Origin of the sequence: Polynucleobacter sp. MWH-UH25E (genome assembly GCF_018687095.1) — a bacterium.
Classification (GTDB): domain Bacteria; phylum Pseudomonadota; class Gammaproteobacteria; order Burkholderiales; family Burkholderiaceae; genus Polynucleobacter.
The window spans coordinates 1,260,859-1,279,713 of sequence record NZ_CP061286.1; the positions used below are offsets into that span (position 1 = coordinate 1,260,859).

At 47.0% G+C, this 18,855-nt stretch carries 17 protein-coding genes; 15 read left to right on the forward strand and 2 right to left on the reverse strand.

The features are described 5' to 3' along the window. Positions 1–271 precede the first annotated feature (271 nt). On the reverse strand, positions 272–973 hold the full coding sequence (locus ICV39_RS06665; RefSeq protein WP_215389359.1) for a Bax inhibitor-1 family protein: 702 nt from the start codon (positions 971–973) through the stop codon (positions 272–274). A 257-nt stretch (positions 974–1,230) separates the two neighbouring features. On the opposite strand from ICV39_RS06665, the gene ndk reads away from it, so the two are divergent. The 15 genes from ndk to ICV39_RS06740 all read left to right on the forward strand — a co-directional run bounded on the left by ndk (position 1,231) and on the right by ICV39_RS06740 (position 18,303). Beyond that, complete coding sequence (gene ndk / locus ICV39_RS06670) at positions 1,231–1,656, forward strand: nucleoside-diphosphate kinase (protein ID WP_215315522.1); 426 nt, start codon at positions 1,231–1,233, stop codon at positions 1,654–1,656. 42 nt (positions 1,657–1,698) lie between these two features. Then, a complete protein-coding gene (gene rlmN / locus ICV39_RS06675; protein ID WP_215389360.1) occupies positions 1,699–2,892 on the forward strand; it encodes a 23S rRNA (adenine(2503)-C(2))-methyltransferase RlmN in 1,194 nt (397 codons plus the stop codon). A gap of 12 nt (positions 2,893–2,904) precedes the next feature. Next, positions 2,905–4,170, forward strand: coding sequence for a flavodoxin-dependent (E)-4-hydroxy-3-methylbut-2-enyl-diphosphate synthase (gene ispG / locus ICV39_RS06680; protein ID WP_215389361.1), 1,266 nt, complete (start codon positions 2,905–2,907; stop codon positions 4,168–4,170). A gap of 59 nt (positions 4,171–4,229) precedes the next feature. Next, on the forward strand, positions 4,230–5,549 hold the full coding sequence (gene hisS, locus ICV39_RS06685) for a histidine--tRNA ligase (RefSeq protein WP_215389362.1): 1,320 nt from the start codon (positions 4,230–4,232) through the stop codon (positions 5,547–5,549). Positions 5,550–5,614: 65 nt separating this feature from the next. Then, positions 5,615–6,274, forward strand: coding sequence for a tetratricopeptide repeat protein (locus ICV39_RS06690; RefSeq protein ID WP_215389363.1), 660 nt, complete (start codon positions 5,615–5,617; stop codon positions 6,272–6,274). Beyond that, a complete protein-coding gene (bamB, locus tag ICV39_RS06695) occupies positions 6,274–7,425 on the forward strand; it encodes an outer membrane protein assembly factor BamB (protein ID WP_215390923.1) in 1,152 nt (383 codons plus the stop codon). Before ICV39_RS06690 ends, bamB begins: the two co-directional genes overlap by 1 nt. Next, on the forward strand, positions 7,422–8,786 hold the full coding sequence (der, locus tag ICV39_RS06700; protein ID WP_215389364.1) for a ribosome biogenesis GTPase Der: 1,365 nt from the start codon (positions 7,422–7,424) through the stop codon (positions 8,784–8,786). The genes bamB and der overlap by 4 nt, the downstream gene beginning before the upstream one ends. A 160-nt stretch (positions 8,787–8,946) precedes the next feature. Continuing rightward, positions 8,947–9,189: an RNA chaperone Hfq gene (gene hfq / locus ICV39_RS06705; RefSeq protein WP_173955949.1), complete on the forward strand. Its 243-nt coding sequence runs from the start codon at positions 8,947–8,949 to the stop codon at positions 9,187–9,189. 28 nt (positions 9,190–9,217) lie between these two features. Next, the gene (gene hflX, locus ICV39_RS06710; protein WP_215390924.1) at positions 9,218–10,423 is read left to right on the forward strand and encodes a GTPase HflX; all 1,206 of its coding nucleotides are present in this window, start codon (positions 9,218–9,220) and stop codon (positions 10,421–10,423) included. Next, positions 10,413–11,963, forward strand: coding sequence for an FtsH protease activity modulator HflK (gene hflK, locus ICV39_RS06715; RefSeq protein ID WP_215389365.1), 1,551 nt, complete (start codon positions 10,413–10,415; stop codon positions 11,961–11,963). Before hflX ends, hflK begins: the two co-directional genes overlap by 11 nt. Next, positions 11,963–12,832, forward strand: a complete 870-nt coding sequence (hflC, locus tag ICV39_RS06720; protein WP_215389366.1) for a protease modulator HflC — start codon at positions 11,963–11,965, stop codon at positions 12,830–12,832. Before hflK ends, hflC begins: the two co-directional genes overlap by 1 nt. Before the next feature lie 20 nt (positions 12,833–12,852). Then, on the forward strand, positions 12,853–14,013 hold the full coding sequence (locus tag ICV39_RS06725) for an ATP phosphoribosyltransferase regulatory subunit (RefSeq protein ID WP_215389367.1): 1,161 nt from the start codon (positions 12,853–12,855) through the stop codon (positions 14,011–14,013). Between the two features lie 70 nt (positions 14,014–14,083). After that, entirely contained in the window at positions 14,084–15,424 is a 1,341-nt protein-coding gene (locus tag ICV39_RS06730) for an adenylosuccinate synthase (RefSeq protein WP_215389368.1), read from the forward strand. Between the two features lie 69 nt (positions 15,425–15,493). Beyond that, positions 15,494–17,707 (forward strand): malate synthase G, encoded by a 2,214-nt coding sequence (locus ICV39_RS06735; RefSeq protein WP_215389369.1) that lies wholly within the window; start codon positions 15,494–15,496, stop codon positions 17,705–17,707. A gap of 86 nt (positions 17,708–17,793) precedes the next feature. Further along, positions 17,794–18,303 (forward strand): hypothetical protein, encoded by a 510-nt coding sequence (locus ICV39_RS06740; RefSeq protein ID WP_215389370.1) that lies wholly within the window; start codon positions 17,794–17,796, stop codon positions 18,301–18,303. Here ICV39_RS06740 and ICV39_RS06745 read toward each other — a convergent pair. Continuing rightward, complete coding sequence (locus ICV39_RS06745; RefSeq protein WP_251372647.1) at positions 18,284–18,841, reverse strand: hypothetical protein; 558 nt, start codon at positions 18,839–18,841, stop codon at positions 18,284–18,286. The two genes, ICV39_RS06740 and ICV39_RS06745, sit on opposite strands and share 20 nt — an antisense overlap. Positions 18,842–18,855 lie beyond the last annotated feature (14 nt).

Consider the following 18,855-nt stretch of genomic DNA (forward strand, 5'->3'; position numbering starts at 1 on the left):
AGTACAGCCCCAGTCTTCTACAAGAGTAGATTGAAAGCGTGCGGTGATGTTTTGCCGTCAATCAATTGGCTGGGAGTCAATCATGAGAGCCTCGGATAGTTTTGCAATCTTATTAATATTGATTGCACTGTCTTACGCTGTGAGTATGTTTGTAGCAAATTAATACAACTACAAGTTAGGCAGTAATTGGTTGGTAAGCAGGGAAGAAAAAGGCGCCCGCAGGCGCCTAATGAGAACAACACACTTTAATTACAGTGTGTATTGGATTCTCTCAATCTCGGTTGCCACCAAAGATGCCCAAGAGAGCAAGTAAGTTGGTGAACACGTTGTACACATCCAAGTAGATAGCTAATGTAGCCATGATGTAGTTGGTTTCACCACCATTGACTACGCGCTGCACGTCAACCAAGATGAATGCAGAGAAGATAGCGATCGCTAAAACCATCACTGTCAACATTAAAGAAGGTAACTGCAACCAGATGTTCGCCAAAGAGGCTACGATCAGCAGTAGAACACCCACCATCAACCACTTACCTAGGCCAGCAAAATCACTCTTGCTCACTGTAGCAATCGTAGCCATGGTCGCGAAGATTGCGGCTGTGCCACCAAAGGACAACATGATCAGTGCTGCGCCGTTGCTGTAGCTATTGAGCGTAAAGCCAACTAATCGTGAGAGCATGATGCCCATGAAGAAGGTGAAGCCTAATAAGAGCAGGACGCCTACGCCAGTATCTTTGTTCTTCTCAATACCCCAGAAGAAACCAAAGGCCACCGCCATGAACACAATGAAGCCCATGAAAGGACTGCCAGCAAATAGGTCAAGACCCATGGCAACACCAAGCCAAGCGCCGATAACAGTAGGCACCATGGAGAGCGCTAAGAGCGCGTAGGTATTACGCAGTACGCGGTTGCGTACTTGAACGGTACTGATCGAGCCAGCTTGACCAAAGCCGTAAGAGTTAAGGTCACTCATAAAGACTCCTTCTTTCGTAGTAAACACATAAGCCCACAAAGGACTGTTGACATTAAGTATAGACAAATCACCTTAATTTCAAGATCTGCCATAAAAAGACTACAAATCGAGGGGTTATACCTTGTAAATTCAAGAGCTTAGCCCTATCAATATAGGGGTAAACACGGTCAGACAATGTATAATTCGGGGGTCGCTGGAGTGGGGTACTTATTAACCCTTCCTAGCAAATACCTTTGAAATCACTATTGGAGTCCTGAATGGCAATCGAACGCACCCTCTCAATCATCAAACCTGATGCTGTAGCTAAAAACGTCATCGGCAAAATCTATGACCGTTTTGAATCAGCTGGTTTGAAGATCGTCGCGTCCAAAATGGCACATCTTTCACAGTCTGAAGCAGAGCAGTTCTATGCCGTTCATAAAGAGCGTCCTTTCTTCAAGGATTTGGTGAGCTTTATGATTTCTGGCCCAGTCATGATTCAAGTATTGCAAGGTGAAGGCGCAATCGCTAAAAATCGCGACTTGATGGGCGCTACCGATCCTAAGAAAGCAGAAAAAGGCACAATCCGTGCTGATTTTGCTGACAGCATCGATGCAAACGCAGTACACGGTTCTGACGCTCCTGAAACTGCTGCTGTGGAAGTTGCATTCTTCTTCCCTGGCATGAACGTTTTCAATCGTTAATCGTTACTTGCTGTTCAATACTTTTATTGATAAGTAGGCGCATTGACCTCCCCGCGCGTAAATCTCTTAGATTTTGACGCTGACCAATTGGCGGCGTACGTCGCGGGGTTAAATGAAAAGCCCTTTAGGGCAAAGCAACTCATGCAGTGGATACACCAGCGCGGTGTTTCTGACATTAACGACATGAGTGATTTAGCAAAAACCTTCCGAGCAACACTGCTCGATAAGGCACAAGTTCTCTCTCTTCCGGTTATCAAAGACGAACATGCCCAAGACGGCACACGCAAGTGGCTATTGGACGTGGGGGCAGGTAATGCGGTTGAGTCTGTTTATATTCCGGAAGATGACCGCGGCACTTTGTGCATCTCTTCTCAAGCTGGCTGCGCAGTTAATTGCCGCTTTTGCTCAACGGGACATCAAGGTTTCTCGCGCAATCTCACTTCAGGCGAAATCATTGGTCAATTGTGGTTTGCTGAGCACTTATTACGCAATGACCCCGATGCAGTGCGTCGTATTGAAAAATACCCTACGCCAGGTTGGGAGCACACCGGACGCGTGATTTCGAATGTCGTGATGATGGGCATGGGTGAACCATTGCTCAACTACGACAATGTCGTATCTGCATTACGTCTCATGCTCGATGACAGGGCTTATGGATTATCGCGTCGTCGGGTGACGGTATCTACATCTGGTGTAGTACCCATGATTGATCGTTTGGCACAAGATTGCCCAGTCGCATTGGCAGTTTCTTTGCATGCACCCAATGATGCATTGCGCGACCAGTTGGTGCCATTGAATCAAAAATATCCACTACGTGAATTACTTGATGCTTGTGAGCGTTACCTGCCATTTGCACCAAGAGATTTTTTGACCTTTGAATACTGCATGCTCGATGGCGTGAATGACTCTGATATTCAGGCGAAAGAGTTAGTGCGCTTGTTGAAAAATATCAAGTGCAAGATCAACCTCATTCCATTTAATCCTTTCCCTGAGTCTGGCTTGAAGCGTTCGCCAGCTCAGCGGGTGAACACCTTTGCCAGCATTCTCCTGGATGCCGGTATGGTAGCAACGGTACGTAAGACCCGTGGCGATGATATTGCCGCTGCCTGTGGTCAGTTGGCAGGGGATGTTGTAGATCGCACTCGAGTGCGTGAACGCGCAGTACATGATTCTGAAATCATTGTTGATACACCATCAAATGAACAGTCGATTGAATGGCTGAAGAAGCTAAGTTAAGAATTCATTGATATGAGCGATTCTTTAAATCAAGCCAAGTTGCCTTTGGGACCATCTCTCAAACGTGCCACTCGCCAAGCGAAGGTGGTTTGGAAAACGAACATCATTACCGTTGGTGGTGATGCGCCTGTTCGCGTGCAGTCGATGACTAATACAGACACTGCTGATGCGGTGGGTACTGCTATTCAGATCAAAGAGTTAGCGCGCGCTGGTTCAGAGATGGTGCGTATTACTGTTAATACACCTGAAGCAGCTGCAGCAGTTCCTTATATCCGTGAGCAGTTAGACAAGATGGATATCTTGGTGCCTTTGATTGGTGATTTTCATTACAACGGTCACACGCTATTAAATGATTTTCCAGATTGCGCGAAAGCGCTCTCTAAATACCGCATTAACCCAGGTAATGTGGGTAAAGGCGCTAAGCGAGACCCACAATTTGCACAGATGATTGAAGCGGCATGCAAATATGACAAGCCGATTCGGATTGGGGTGAACTGGGGCAGCTTAGATCAGGATCTATTGGCTTCCATCATGGATAGCAATGCAGCTCTTGAGGTTCCAAAGACGGCGCAAGAGGTGATGATCGAGGCGCTGATTCAGTCGGCCTTGCAATCTGCTGAGAAGGCGGTTGAGTTGGGCATGAACCCCGATCAAATTCTGCTTTCATGCAAAGTGAGCAATGTACAAGACTTAGTAGCTGTCTATCGTGATTTGTCACGTCGCTCAGACTACCCATTGCATTTGGGATTAACTGAAGCAGGAATGGGAAGCAAAGGAATTGTGGCTTCAACTGCAGCTATGGGAATTTTGTTGCAAGAGGGTATCGGCGATACCATTCGAGTTTCTTTAACGCCAGAGCCTGGTGCTCCACGCGAAAACGAGGTCATCGTTGCCCAAGAGATTTTGCAAACCATGGGCTTACGTAATTTCACACCAATGGTGATTGCATGTCCTGGATGCGGTAGAACTACCAGCACCACTTTCCAAGAGCTGGCTGCCAATATTCAGTCTTACTTACGCCAGCAAATGCCAGTCTGGAAGAAAACCCACCCTGGTGTTGAGAATATGAACGTCGCAGTTATGGGATGTATCGTGAATGGCCCCGGTGAGAGCAAGCATGCCAATATCGGCATTTCCTTGCCTGGCACAGGGGAGACCCCTGCAGCCCCTGTATTTGTGGATGGGGTTAAAGTAAAGACCTTACGTGGCGAGAATATTGCTCAAGAGTTTCAAGTCATCGTTGATGACTATGTCAAACAAAGCTACGCACCAAAATAAAAAAAGATAAGAGCAAAGCAAACGAGCAAAACTATAAAAGCAAAGCAAGAACAACAAACATGACTGATCAGAACAAACAAGCTAAAGTCCAAAAAATCAATGGCGTGCGTGGCATGAATGATTTATTGCCAGCCGATGCTGCGCAGTGGGCACACCTTGAGCATGTTCTGCGTGATCTCACTCGTGCTTATGGTTACGAGTTTTTAAGAACGCCGATTGTTGAAGCAACTGCTGTATTTCAACGTGGTATTGGTGAAGTGACTGATATCGTTGAGAAAGAGATGTACTCCTTCGAAGATAGACTAAATGGCGAGCAACTCACCTTGCGTCCTGAAGGGACTGCTGCATTAGTACGCTCCGTCATTGAAAATAATCTCTTATACGAAGGACCAAAGCGTCTTTGGTACACAGGTCCGATGTTTCGTCATGAGCGTCCACAGCGCGGTCGCTATCGCCAGTTCCATCAATTTGGTATTGAGGCATTGGGTTTTGCGGGCCCAGATATTGATGCTGAAATCATTCTCATGGGACAACGCCTTTGGGATGAGTTGGGTCTCAAAGGAGTGCGCCTTGAAATTAATTCATTAGGCCAAGCAAATGAGCGTGCTGAGCACCGCGCAGCCTTGGTGGCGTACTTCGAGAAAAACCAGTCACAATTGGACGAAGATTCTCAACGTCGCTTGTTAACAAATCCATTGCGCATTTTGGATTCTAAAAATCCAGAGATGCAAGCCTTGATTGAGGGTGCGCCAAAGTTATTGGATTTCTTGGGTGAAGAATCGCTCAAACATTTTGAAGCTGTTCAAGCATTACTCAAAGCAAACAATATTCCTTGCAAAATTAATCCACGCTTGGTTCGCGGCTTGGATTACTACAATCTCACTGTCTTTGAATGGATTACTGATGAGTTAGGTGCTCAAGGCACGATTGCAGGTGGCGGTCGCTATGACCCATTGATTGAACGCATGGGTGGTAAAGCTGCGCCAGCATGTGGTTGGGCAATGGGGATGGAGCGTGTTCTCGAGCTCATGAAGGTTTCTGGTTCCTTGTCGGAGCCTCAGGCGCAATGCGATATTTTTGTCTTACACCAAGGTGGCGAGACCTTAACTGCCGCCATGATCATTGCCGAGCGTTTGCGCAGTGCGGGCATCGATACAATTTTGTTCTGCCCGCCAGATGGTCAATCCGCTAGCTTTAAATCCCAAATGAAGAAGGCTGATGCCAGTGGAGCAGCGTTTGCAGTCATTATTGGCCCAGATGAGCTAGCCAAGAACGAGGCTGCCCTAAAAGACCTGCGTGGCACAGGGGAGCAAAAGACCGTGCCTTTGGATGGGGTGCTTGAGGCGGCAATTGATGCCTTAGTAGGTGCCTCCGAATAGAATAGCGTTATACCTATATAAGTAGTAGTTACCAGAAACAACGTGAATCATGAGTTTGGATTGATATGCCATTAGATTTAGAAGAACAAGAACAGTTAGACCAATTCAAAGCGTTTTGGCAAAAGTACCGCAACCTCATTACCGGCGTTGCTACAGTCTTATTATTTGCTTATGCCACCTATAGCGGTTACCAATGGTGGCGCAATAGTCAGGCACTGGAAGCATCAAAGCTGTACGAGACGATGGTTAGCGCTATTGCTAAAGGAGATAAAGATCAAACTTTGCGCGCTGCCGATGATTTGCAAAAAGATTTTGCTCGCACACCATATGCCCCAATGTCCAGTTTGATTGCTGCTCGTATTGCATCAGATGCAGGTGATGGTGCTAAAGCATTAGATTATTTGCGTTGGGCTGCTAAGAATGCCTCTAATGATGCCTATCTTGCTTTAGCCAAGATGCGTTTGGTATCTCAACTGATTGAGCAAGGTACAGAAAAAGACTTTGCCGAAGCAGATCAGATTTTGCAGAGCAAGCCCATTGCAGGGTTTGAAGCCTTATGGCTTGAGCGTCGTGGCGATTGGTATTTGGCGCAAAAGAAAAATGAACAAGCAAAAATCAGCTATCAAGATGCTTGGAAAAAATTAGATCAAGCGAAAGAGTTTCCTGAAGAGGCGCGTCGTCTCTTGAAGGTGAAGCTCGATGCGGTTGGGGGAGTTGCACAGTGATGGTGGCTAAGCGCATGGTAGGGTTGGTAAGTAAAGTTGTCTTACTTGGAGTGGTTGCAGCAGCGCTAGTTGCTTGCTCCGGAAACTCTCGTGTTCGTAAACCTGCCGAGTTAGTTGAAGTCAAGAACCAATTTGATTTGCAACCAGTGTGGTCTACCAGCGTTGGCTCATCCGAGTCATTTAATTTTCATCCGGTAGTAGCGGGTAACTCAGTTTATGCAGCATCACATCGTGGCAATTTAGCCAAGATCGATTTAGCTTCTGGCAACAAGGTATGGGAGGTTTCTGTGCCTGAGCGTTTGGCCATTGGTCCAGGATCGGATGGCCGTACAACTGTAGCGGTATCAATTAAGGGTAATGTTTATGCTTATGACGATACCGGCAAAGCACTATGGAACGTCAACGTCGGCAGTGAAGTATTAAGTGAGCCTGTCGTAGCAGGCGGTGTTGTAGTGATTCGTGCGTTAGATAATCGTTTCATTGGCTTAGATGCGCAAACAGGTGCACGCAAGTGGAATTACCAACGTCAACAATCCGCCTTGTCATTGCGTGTTGGTTATGGCATGTTGCCAATTAATAATGAAGTGATTGTGACTGGCTTTGCTGGCGGGCGCTTTGGCATGATTGCACTTGCTAATGGCGGATTAATCTGGGAGACCCCAGTGTCTTTCCCTAAAGGCTTTTCTGAGATTGAGCGTTTAAATGATGTGACCGCCAAGCCAAGCATGGAAGGAGAAATTCTCTGTGCGGTGTCTTATCAAGGGCGTATTGGTTGTGGTCAGGCGCGAACTGGCAATTTGCTCTGGTTTAAGGATTTCTCAAGCTATACCGGTACAGCACAAAGCTCAGATTTAGTATTCTCTGCTAATGAAAAATCCCATGTATTTGCTTTTGCAACGAAAGACGGTGCTCAGGTTTGGGAAAACACCAAGCTGACATTCCGTGATGTAGGTGAACCGCTTGCGGTCGGTAGAGTGCTACTGATGGGCGACGCACAAGGTTATGTGCACGCATTTGCACAAGCCAATGGTGAGATGGTTGCACGCATTCGTCATGACAGTAGCCCAATTTCAGCGGCACCAATCGCAGTTGGCGGACTTATCATCATTCAGTCACAGGGTGGCAAGATTGCCGCTTACAGTCCTAAATGAATCCAGTCATCACTATCGTTGGTCGTCCTAACGTAGGCAAGTCCACTCTCTTTAATCGTTTAACGCGTTCGCGTGATGCACTCGTTGCTGATTTTTCTGGTTTAACGCGTGACCGTCACTATGGCAAAGGTCGCATTGGCGACCGCGCGTTTATTTGCGTAGACACGGGTGGTTTTGAACCAGTCGCTAAGACTGGCATCGTAGCGGAGATGGCTAAGCAAACCAAACAAGCAGTTGCCGAGTCTGACATTGTGATTTTCTTGGTTGATGGTCGTTTAGGTTTGGCTCCACAGGATCGAGTCATTGCGGATTTCTTGCGCAAGTCTGGTAGACCTGTCATCTTGGCTGTGAACAAAACCGAAGGCATGCAAGCCGGTGTTGTTACTGCTGATTTTCATGAGCTTGGACTTGGCGAACCATCCCCAATTTCTTCCGCGCATGGTGATGGTGTTCGTGGCCTGATTGATGACGCACTTGATTCTTTGGGGGTTGAAGAGCCTGACGAAGAAGAATTAGCGAACGATCCCAATCGCCCAATGAAGATTGCGGTAGTGGGTCGTCCAAACGTGGGTAAATCGACCCTGATTAATAAGTTAATTGGCGAAGAGCGCGTTATCGCGTTTGATATGCCAGGAACCACACGTGATGCAATTGAAGTGCCGTTTGAGCGTAATGGCAAGCCTTACATTCTGGTAGACACTGCAGGTCTGCGTCGTCGTGGCAAAGTGTTTGAAGCGATTGAAAAGTTCTCCGTTGTCAAAACATTACAAGCAATTGCCGACTGCAATGTAGTGATTTTGATGCTCGATGCGCAGCAAGATATTTCCGAGCAAGATGCGCATATCGCTGGCTTTATTGTCGAGGCAGGTCGTGCCTTAGTGGTTGCCGTTAATAAATGGGATGGCATTGATGCCTACGTTAAAGAGCGTGCACGCCTAGAGATTGCGCAAAAATTACGTTTCTTAGATTTTGCGAACGTGCATCCGATTTCAGCGAAGAAGGGTACTGGCTTAAAAGAGCTCTTTAAGGATGTGGATTCTGCATATGCGGCGGCAATGGCAAAACTGCCAACCCCACGCTTAACCCGAATCTTGCAAGAAGCGGTAGAGCATCAGCAGCCCAAACGAGTGGGCATGGGTCGTCCAAAATTGCGCTATGCCCACCAAGGTGGTATGAACCCACCAATCGTGGTGATTCATGGTACATCGCTTAGTGGTGTTACCGATAGCTATAAGCGCTATTTGGAAGGCCGTTTCAGGGACGTCTTTAAGCTACGCGGTACGCCTCTAAGAATCCAGATGAATACCGCCAAAAATCCCTATGTGGATGCCGATAAGGGTAAAAAAGGCAAAAAGCGCTAGTTTTCAACTGTTTTAACCCTAGATTCGAGTAAGGGCTTGATTTTTATAAAATTAGGCTCAATATAACAAGTTCAGTAATCTGTTTTGAGACGCATTTAGATAAAAGCAAGACTCCCATAAAAACAAACCAATAAAAAATTAAAAATAAATTAGGAGCAGTATGAGCAATAAACAAATTCAATTACTTCAAGATCCATTTCTGAACGCTTTGCGTAAAGAACACATTCCTGTGTCGATCTATCTGGTTAACGGCATTAAATTGCAAGGCAATATTGAGTCATTCGACCAATACGTTGTCTTATTGCGTAATACCGTGACGCAAATGGTTTACAAGCACGCGATCTCGACAATCGTTCCTGCTCGTGCCATTGACTTTCGCATAGAAGAAGGCAGCTCTGTATAAAACTGGAGTAGATGCGGCACGCGCAGTTCTGGTTGGAGTTGATACAGGACGCGAAGATTTTGCAGATAGCATGGCCGAACTCAGCCTCTTGGCTGATAGCGCAGGCTCTATACCCGCAGCTAGCGTCATTGCTCGCAAAGGCAGAACCGATCCCGCTTTGTTTATCGGTTCTGGTAAGGCCAATGAGCTCAAGCGCGTGATGGAAGAGCAAGATGCCGAGTTAGCTATCTTTAATCACCCCTTATCCCCAACCCAGCAGCGCAACCTTGAGCGTCACATTGGACGCCATGTCATGGATCGCACCGGTTTGATCTTGGACATCTTTAGTCAGCGTGCGCAAAGTCATATCGGTAAGACCCAGGTTGAATTAGCTCAAGTGCGCTATCGGATGTCTCGATTGGTCAGAGCATGGAGTCACTTGGAGCGACAGCGTGGTGGTATTGGTGTGCGTGGCGGTCCTGGTGAAACGCAGATGGAATTGGACCGCAGGATGCTGGCGACCAAAGCCAAGCGTCTCGAAAATGAGCTCGAAAAACTTCAGCGTCAGCAGCGCACTCAGCGTAGGGCTCGTAATCGCAAGGATGTGTTTTCTGTATCTTTGGTGGGCTATACCAACGCTGGAAAATCGACCTTATTTAATGCTCTAACCAAAGCGGGTACGTATGCCGCTGATCAGCTTTTTGCTACCTTAGATACCACCTCCAGAAAGGTGCATTTGGATGGAGTGGGCTCGATTGTTGTCTCCGATACGGTTGGTTTTATTCGGGAGCTGCCTCACCAGCTGGTTGAGGCATTTAGGGCGACTTTGGATGAAACCATCCATGCCGACCTGATTTTGCATGTGATTGACGCCTGCAGTCCTGTTGCCAAAGAACAAAAGGCTGAGGTAGAGGCGGTTTTGGCTGAAATCGGAGCCGACGATATCCCCCGTATTGAGGTCATGAATAAGATCGACCTCATGCCCCAAACCTTCACCCGTGGGGCGATTTTAGAGAGGGATGCCCAGGGCTTCCCAGCCCAGATTTTCCTATCGGCCCAATCAGGCTTAGGCCTTGATTTACTGCGCTCAACCTTGGCGGAATGCTCCCAAATGACTGATAAAATGAGGGCTGAACAAAATCGTGCCAAAACTCAGATGACTCCTGAGGAGTTTTTAGCTCCTTTGCCCGAAAGACCCGAGTCATCCGAATTTAATCCGATCCCTAACCGAAGCTATTTTTCGAATGATGCGTAAATTCTTGGGCCTGTTTTCGGTCAACGATCCCAATTGGGGCAATAGCTCTAATGGGGGATCTAAAGATGCCAAAGAGGGGCAGGGGACCGATCAAGCTCCAAAAGTGGAACCAGGTCAAACCAACGCACCAGTGGATAAACCTACTGGTCAGCAAACCAAACCAGATGGCCCACCCGATTTAGATGAATTGTGGCGTGATTTCAATGACCGCATTGCTGGTATTTTTGGTGGTAAGAAAAAGCCAGGCGGCAGTGGAGTTGGAGGCAATAATCCCAATTCAAATCCGAATGCCAATAAACCGAATAGTAGCGATATTCCTCCGCCATCGCAACGAGGTAATTCAGGAGGTGGCGGTAATGGTTTTTCTGCGCCCAGCTTTAACTTTCCAAATCCATTCGAATCCAAAAAAGGATTTGTAGTCGCGATTGTGATTGCAGCCTCTATTTGGTTGAGTAGCGGCTTCTTTATTATTCAAGAGGGTCAGGCAGGCGTAGTCCTGACGTTTGGCAAATATGATTACACCGCCAAGTCTGGTATCAACTGGCACTTGCCATGGCCAATTCAGTCGGAAGAGACCGTCAATTTGTCAGGCGTGCGCTCGGTTGAGGTCGGTCGTCCAGTACTCATCAAGGCAACCAATCAAAAAGATTCTTCAATGCTGACCGAAGATGAAAACATTATTGATGTGCGCTTTGCTGTGCAGTATCGCCTCAAAGATCCAACCGATTATTTGTTTAATAACCGTGACCCTGATGCTGCAGTAGTGCAAGCGGCAGAAACGGCTGTGCGGGAGATTGTGGCGCGCAGCAAGATGGATACCGTGTTGTATGAGGGGCGCGAAAAGATTGCGATTGATTTAGCTAACTCGATTCAGAAGATTCTGGATAGTTACAAAGCGGGTATATACGTCACCAGCGTTACCGTACAAAATGTTCAACCTCCAGAACAGGTGCAGGCAGCCTTTGACGATGCGGTTAAAGCAGGCCAGGACCAAGAGCGTCTCAAGAGTGAGGGCGAGGCTTATGCTAATGACATCGTTCCACGCGCTAAAGGAACGGCAGCTCGCTTGATTCAAGAGGCGGAAGGCTATAAGTCTCGCGTAGTGGCGACTGCCGAGGGTGATGCAGCACGCTTCAAACAAATTTTGGCGGAATACAACAAAGGGCAACAAGTCACTCGTACTCGCATGTACATCGACACCATGAGTGAGGTGTATAGCAATGTGACTAAGATTTTAGTCGATACCAATAAGAGCAATAGCATGCTGTATCTGCCGCTGGATAAATTAGTGGCGCAAGTCAATGCGGAGACTGCGCAAGCTACCGGAGTACCGGCAACCACAAATACATCAACCCCAACAGGTTCTGTTACTGTTGGTGGTGCAACTGGAACTAACGCATCACCAAACTCCACAACGACTCCGCCAGCACCAACGGGAGCTGCAAATAATTTAGGTGCATCAAGTACTACAAATACTTCAGGTAGCAAGTCGGCAGACAAGCGAGATGGTCTACGCAGTCGCGATCGGGATTCACGCTAATGAATGCCAATCGTCTTATCGCCAGCATTATTGGCTTTGTCGCTTTGATCTATGTGCTCTCATCGAGCATTTTCATCGTAGATCAACGTAAGTTTGCGGTCGTCTTTTCATTTGGCCAAATTGTTCGAGTCATTGAGAAGCCAGGCATCCAGGTGAAGTTTCCTGCACCATTTGAGAGTGTACGTTTCTTTGACCGTCGCATCCTGACAATCGATAACCCAGAAGCAGAGCGTTTTATCACTGCAGAAAAGAAGAATCTACTTGTTGATTCTTATGTGAAATGGCGCATCGTAGATCCACGTAAGTTCTTTATCAGTTTTAAAGGTGATGAGCGCCTAGCGCAAGATCGTTTAACCCAGTTAGTTCGCTCAGCATTAAATGAAGAGTTCACAAAGCGCACTGTTCGTGAATTGATTTCAGATCAGCGCGAGCAAGTAATGCAGGGTATTCGCAAAAAGGTGGCAGATGATGCTTCTGATATCGGCGTTGAGATCGTTGACGTTCGCCTAAAGCGTGTTGATTTATTAGCAGAGATCAGCGACTCTGTTTATCGCCGTATGGAAGCTGAACGCAAGCGCGTGGCGAATGAGTTACGCTCGATGGGTGCGGCAGAGTCCGATAAAATTCGGGCTAATGCCGAGCGCCAGCGCGATACGATTCTGGCTGAAGCTTATCGTGATGCCCAAAAAATCAAAGGGGCGGGCGATGCTAAAGCCATTGCCATTTACAACGAAGCTTTTTCCAAAGATCCAAACTTTGCTGAGTTCTACCAGAGCTTGCAGGCTTACCGCAATACCTTTAAAGACAAGAAAGATGTGATTGTGGTCGAACCCAATAGTGATTTTCTGAAGTATCTGCGTAAAAAATAAGAAAGCGAATAGTTCACATCATGAATCGTTGGTTACTTCCTGAAGACATTGCGGATGTTTTGCCAGCTGAGGCTCGCAAAGTAGAGTCATTGCGTCGCTCGATTTTGGATCTCTATCAATCCTATGGTTATGAACTCGTAGCGCCTCCTATTTTGGAGTTCTTGGATTCTTTATTGACGGGCACTGGTTCTGATCTCAATCTACAAACCTTCAAGTTGGTAGATCAACTATCTGGTCGTACTTTGGGTTTACGTGCCGATATCACACCGCAGGTAGCACGCATTGATGCGCACCTGTTAAATCGCGCAGGAGTCACCCGTCTTTGTTATGCAGGCTCTGTAGCGCATGCCCGCACTCCAGTAGGTAGCTCTTCACGTGAACAGTTGCAGTTGGGCGCAGAGATTTATGGTTGCGCTAGCTGGGAGGCTGACTTTGAAGCCATTACTCTGCTTCTAAAAACCCTAGAAACAGCTGGATTGAAGAAAGTCTATTTAGATCTATCACATGCGGGTATTTTGACTGGCATCCTAGCCGATCAAAAGCTCGATAAAGCTACTGTTGAATCTTTGTATGAACTATTGCAAAGCAAGGATCGTCCCCGTTTGCGCCAGTGGGCTACATGCTTGCCAACAAAGGTAGCTGATGCCTTGCTCGCATTAACTGAGCTCAATGGTCCATGCGCAGAAGTATTGGGCAACGCAAAGAAAGTATTGCCTAAACACGCTGCCATAGATCAAGCCATAGCGGATTTAGAACGCATCGTTGCTACTAGTAAGGCCAATAACAATCTTGAGCTCAGTATTGATTTGGCTGATCTGCGTGGGTATCAGTATCACAGCGGTGTGATGTTTGCGGCGTATGTCGATGGATTGCCACAGCCGATTGCTAGAGGCGGTCGGTATGACCAGGTAGGTCAAGCATTTGGTCGTGCACGCCCAGCAACGGGTTTCTCCTTGGACTTGTTAACACTCGCAAGCTTGTCGCCACTTACTGTTCGCAAGACCGCAATCTTGGCCCCTTGGGTGCAAGATGCCGCTTTAGAAAAAGCCATTGCGGATTTACGTAATAGTGGTGAGGTAGTCATCCAGGTGCTTGCTGGTGAATCTGTTGAGGCTGCTGAATATGAATGCGATCGAGAGTTGCTAAAGCAGGGCGGCTCCTGGGAAGTAAAGAAGAAATAAAGAAGAAGCAATCGACTTAAAACAGAATTTTTACCCTTAACCTATTTTGTAATTATCTTTTGGATTAAATATGTCTTCAAAGCAGCAAGCACAAGGTCGTAACGTCGTTGTCATTGGTACCCAGTGGGGTGATGAAGGTAAAGGTAAAGTAGTCGATTGGTTGACTGACCATGCGCAAGCCGTAGTTCGTTTCCAGGGCGGTCATAATGCGGGCCACACTCTTATTATTGGCGACAAGAAAACCATTTTGCGTTTGATTCCATCAGGCATCATGCACAAAGATGTCATTTGCTACATCGGTAATGGCGTTGTGCTTTCACCAGAAGCACTCTTTAAAGAGATTGGTGAGCTCGAAGCTGCTGGTTTAGATGTGCAATCACGCTTAAAGATTTCTGAAGCGACTACTTTGATTCTGCCGTACCACGTTGCAATTGATCATGCGCGCGAGAAGAGGCGTGGTGAAGCCAAGATCGGTACAACCGGTCGTGGCATTGGCCCTGCGTACGAAGATAAAGTAGCGCGCCGTGCCTTACGCGTTCAAGATTTGTTCTATCCAGAGAAGTTTGCAGCCCAGTTACGTGAAAACTTGGAGTATCACAACTTCATGCTCGCCAATTACTATGGTGCCGAGCCTGTAAATTACGAAAAGACATTGGCTGAAGCAATGTCTTACGCAGAACGCCTCAAGCCAATGGTGGTGGATGTTTCTAGCGCTTTGTATGCTGCTGAACAAGCTGGTCAAAATCTCTTGTTTGAAGGTGCGCAAGGTACTTTGCTCGATATCGATCACGGCACTTATCCCTATGTGACTTCCAGTAACTGTGTAGCCGGTAACGCTGCTGCCGGTTCTGGTGTTGGTCCCGACTCATTGCAGTACATTTTGGGTATCACTAAAGCTTATTGCACTCGTGTTGGCGCAGGTCCTTTCCCAAGCGAACTGTATGACCATGACAACCCAGCAAGACAAGATCCAATTGGTGTTCGTCTTGCAGAAGTAGGTAAAGAATTTGGCTCTGTAACAGGACGTCCACGCCGTACAGGTTGGTTGGATGCTGCCGCTCTGAAGCGCTCAATTCAGATCAATGGTCTTTCAGGTTTGTGCATCACTAAATTAGATGTACTTGATGGCTTAGAAACCATTCGTTTGTGTGTTGGCTATACCTTGGATGGCAAGAAACTGGACGTATTGCCGCGTGGCGCTGAATCAGTGGCTCGCTGCGAGCCAATTTATGAAGATTTCCCAGGCTGGAAAGGCACCACTTTCGGTATACGCGAGTGGAGTAAGTTGCCGGTTGAAGCCCAAAACTTCCTACGTCGCATTGAGGAAGTGGCCGGAAAACCGATTGCTATGGTGTCTACAGGCCCAGAGCGCGACGAAACGATCCTGCTCCAGCATCCTTTTCAGGATTGATGGAAAATAATGGATTGGCTTTAATAACTTAATTTACTCAACTTTTTGCATTCGAACTAAGGTTTAAATATGACTGCGCGTACCACCTGCAATAGCCTTCAAGTGGCAACTCCTCTTTATCGTTTTATCGAAGACAAAGTCCTTCCTGGAACTGGTATTAAAAGTGCTGACTTTTGGAAGGGTTTTGATGAAATCGTTAAAGACTTAACTCCTAAAAATGAAGCGTTGTTGGCCAAGCGTGATCGAATTCAGTTGGATTTGGATAAATGGCATCAAGCAAATCGTGGTCCGATCAAGGATATGCCTGCGTATCGTAAATTCTTAAAAGAAATTGGCTATCTTGATGAAGTTCCAGGAAAAGTTGTTGCTACAACAAAAAATGTTGATGATGAATTAGCTCTACAAGCAGGCCCTCAATTAGTTGTTCCTGTGCTCAATGCACGTTACGCCTTGAATGCTGCCAATGCCCGTTGGGGTTCTTTGTATGATGCCTTGTATGGTACGGACGTCATCTCTGAAGATGACGGCGCAACTAAGGCGGGAGCATATAACCCAATTCGTGGCGCAAAAGTGGTTGCTTATGCACGCAACTTCTTGGATCAAGCGGCTCCTTTGGCAAAAGGATCTCACCGTGATTCAGTGGCTTACACAGTTGATGGCAATAAGTTGTCTGTGAAGCTCAAGGATGGCTCTACAACTGGCCTTGCAGATGAGAAGCAGTTTGTAGGCTATCAAGGTGATGCGGCAGCTCCAAGTTCTGTACTCTTGCGTAACAACGGTGTTCACATCGATATTGAGATCGATAAGAGTAAAACTATTGGCGCAGGCGATCCAGCGGGTATCAACGATGTAGTTCTTGAAGCAGCACTCTCAACCATTTTAGATTTGGAAGACTCGATTGCCGCAGTAGATGGCGACGATAAAGTGCTTGCCTATGAAAACTGGCTTGGAATTTTGAAAGGCACTTTGGTTGAAGAAGTGAGCAAGGGTGGCAAGACCTTTACTCGTACTCTGAATCCAGATCGCAAGTACAAGGCGGGCATTGGCGCAGTGGACGCCAAAGATGGCGTGGTGACCTTGCATGGTCGTTCACTCTTGTTCCTCCGCAACGTTGGCCATTTGATGACTAACCCAGCCATTTTGACTGGTGAGGGCAAAGAGATATACGAAGGTATCTTGGATGCAGTCGTAACAGTTTTGATCGCTCTATACGACATTAATCGTCCAGCAACTCAGGCGATTGGTAACACCCGTAAAGGTTCTGTTTATATCGTTAAGCCAAAAATGCATAGCCCAGAAGAAGTGGCCTTTGCTGCTGAACTCTTTAGTCGTGTAGAGAAGTTGTTGGGCTTGCCAGCAGACACCGTAAAGTTGGGCATCATGGACGAAGAGCGTCGCATGAGTGCAAACATCAAAGCAGCTATTGCAGCAGCTGGTGCACGCGTAGCCTTTATTAATACTGGCTTTTTGGATCGTACTGGCGATGAAATGCATACCTCTATGTACGCTGGCCCAATGATCCGTAAGGGTGATATGAAGACCAGCAAGTGGTTATCTGCCTATGAGCGTCGTAACGTATTTGCTGGTTTGGATTGTGGCTTGCGTGGTCGCGCTCAAATTGGTAAGGGTATGTGGGCCATGCCAGACATGATGAAAGCCATGGTCGAACAGAAGATTGTTCATCCAAAGGCAGGTGCTAATACCGCTTGGGTTCCATCGCCAACAGCGGCTACCTTGCATGCACTGCACTACCACCAAGTGAATGTGGCTGAGCTCCAAAAAGAAATGGAAAAGCTCGACACCGCAGCTGAAGCAGAGGCTTTATTAAATGACTTGTTGACTATTCCGGTGGCTGAGCAAGCTAATTGGTCTAAAGAAGAGATTCAGCAAGAGCTGGATAACAACTGCCAGGGTATTTTGGGTTATGTGGTGCGCTGGATTGACCAAGGCGTTGGTTGCTCCAAGGTTCCTGATATTCACAACGTTGGTTTGATGGAAGACCGTGCGACATTACGTATTTCTAGTCAGCATATCGCTAACTGGTTATTGCATGGCGTCGTCACTGCGGATCAAGTGAATGAAACATTGCAACGGATGGCTAAGGTAGTAGACGGCCAGAATGCCGGCGATCCACTTTACAAGCCAATGATGCCGAACTACAAAGATTCTTATGCTTATAAAGCAGCAAGCGATCTCATTTTCAAGGGCCTCGAGCAGCCAAATGGCTACACTGAGCCACTCTTGCATGCGTGGCGCTTGGAAGTGAAGAAAGCAGGAAAATAATCTAGAACCTCATCTGGATTGCATGACACCAAAATGGATTTGTCGAAAGGCAAGTCCATTTTTTTATTGTGTGGGCCCGTTAAATCGTGTTTAGCTTTCTGAAACCTTTCTTTCGATTACAGCGTTCCCATGCTGTCTTTCCATTTGTGCATCATGATGGCGGAAGAAGTGCGGCTGGCTTTCAGGGCAGAGCAGGTGACTGTGTGGTTAGGTCAATTGCAATTGCCGCTCGACTTCCGTATATGCAGGTCTATGAAGACTTGCGCCAAGCAAATACGAGTTATGCGCTTGAGCGAGATAACAAGGTCTCAAGACATCTTGCCCGCAAAGGCTCATCTCCGCGCAATGGTAATCATCGAGATGTCTTTCATGACTACATTCTGAGTCACGGCTTTGAATGGGTGCCAACCATGAAAGTGGGGGCGGGCTGCCAAGTGCACCTTAGGCCCGATGAATTGCCTACCGGGACTTTAATCGTTAAGGTCTCAAAGCACCTGACTGCCGTGATTGATGGGGTAATCTACGACACGCATAACCCGTCCAGAGGGGGTAATCGCTGCGTGTATGGCTACTACATTAAGAGTCGTTCAGTGTAGATCGTCCATACTTTAGGTTCCATGCGGATTTATAGGTATTGGTCATGCCGATCATGACGGAAGTGGTCCAGGCTAACGAAAACAAACCCGTAAAGGCAATGAAGAAAGCCAGTGCTTTCCAGCCCGCTGGGAGTATGTCTGATATAAAGCCCACCGTGGTGTAGCAACTTCCTGCGAAAAGTAGCGCCTGTATTGGATCGTCTACAAGATTAAGCATTAACAGATAAAAACACCACAATACAATTTCCAAAATATGTACTATTGCGATAAATAAAAACGTGGCGTAAAAATGGGCAAATACGCGGTTATATTGGCCGAGCTCAAGATTGGCATCCGTTTTCTTTTCAAAACGCATGATGAGGTGGTTGATGCCGCTACCATGAAATATTAAGACAATCGTCATTCCTAGCACGCCAAACAAAGTATCCCTAAACAGCGGTAGTACTGGGAGACCCATGATTGTTGAGTCGACAATCGGCGGTGAGAGAAGTGGCATAAGCGGTCCTGCAAGTATTTGTATCAAAGGGGATAATGTCATATTGACTAAATCCT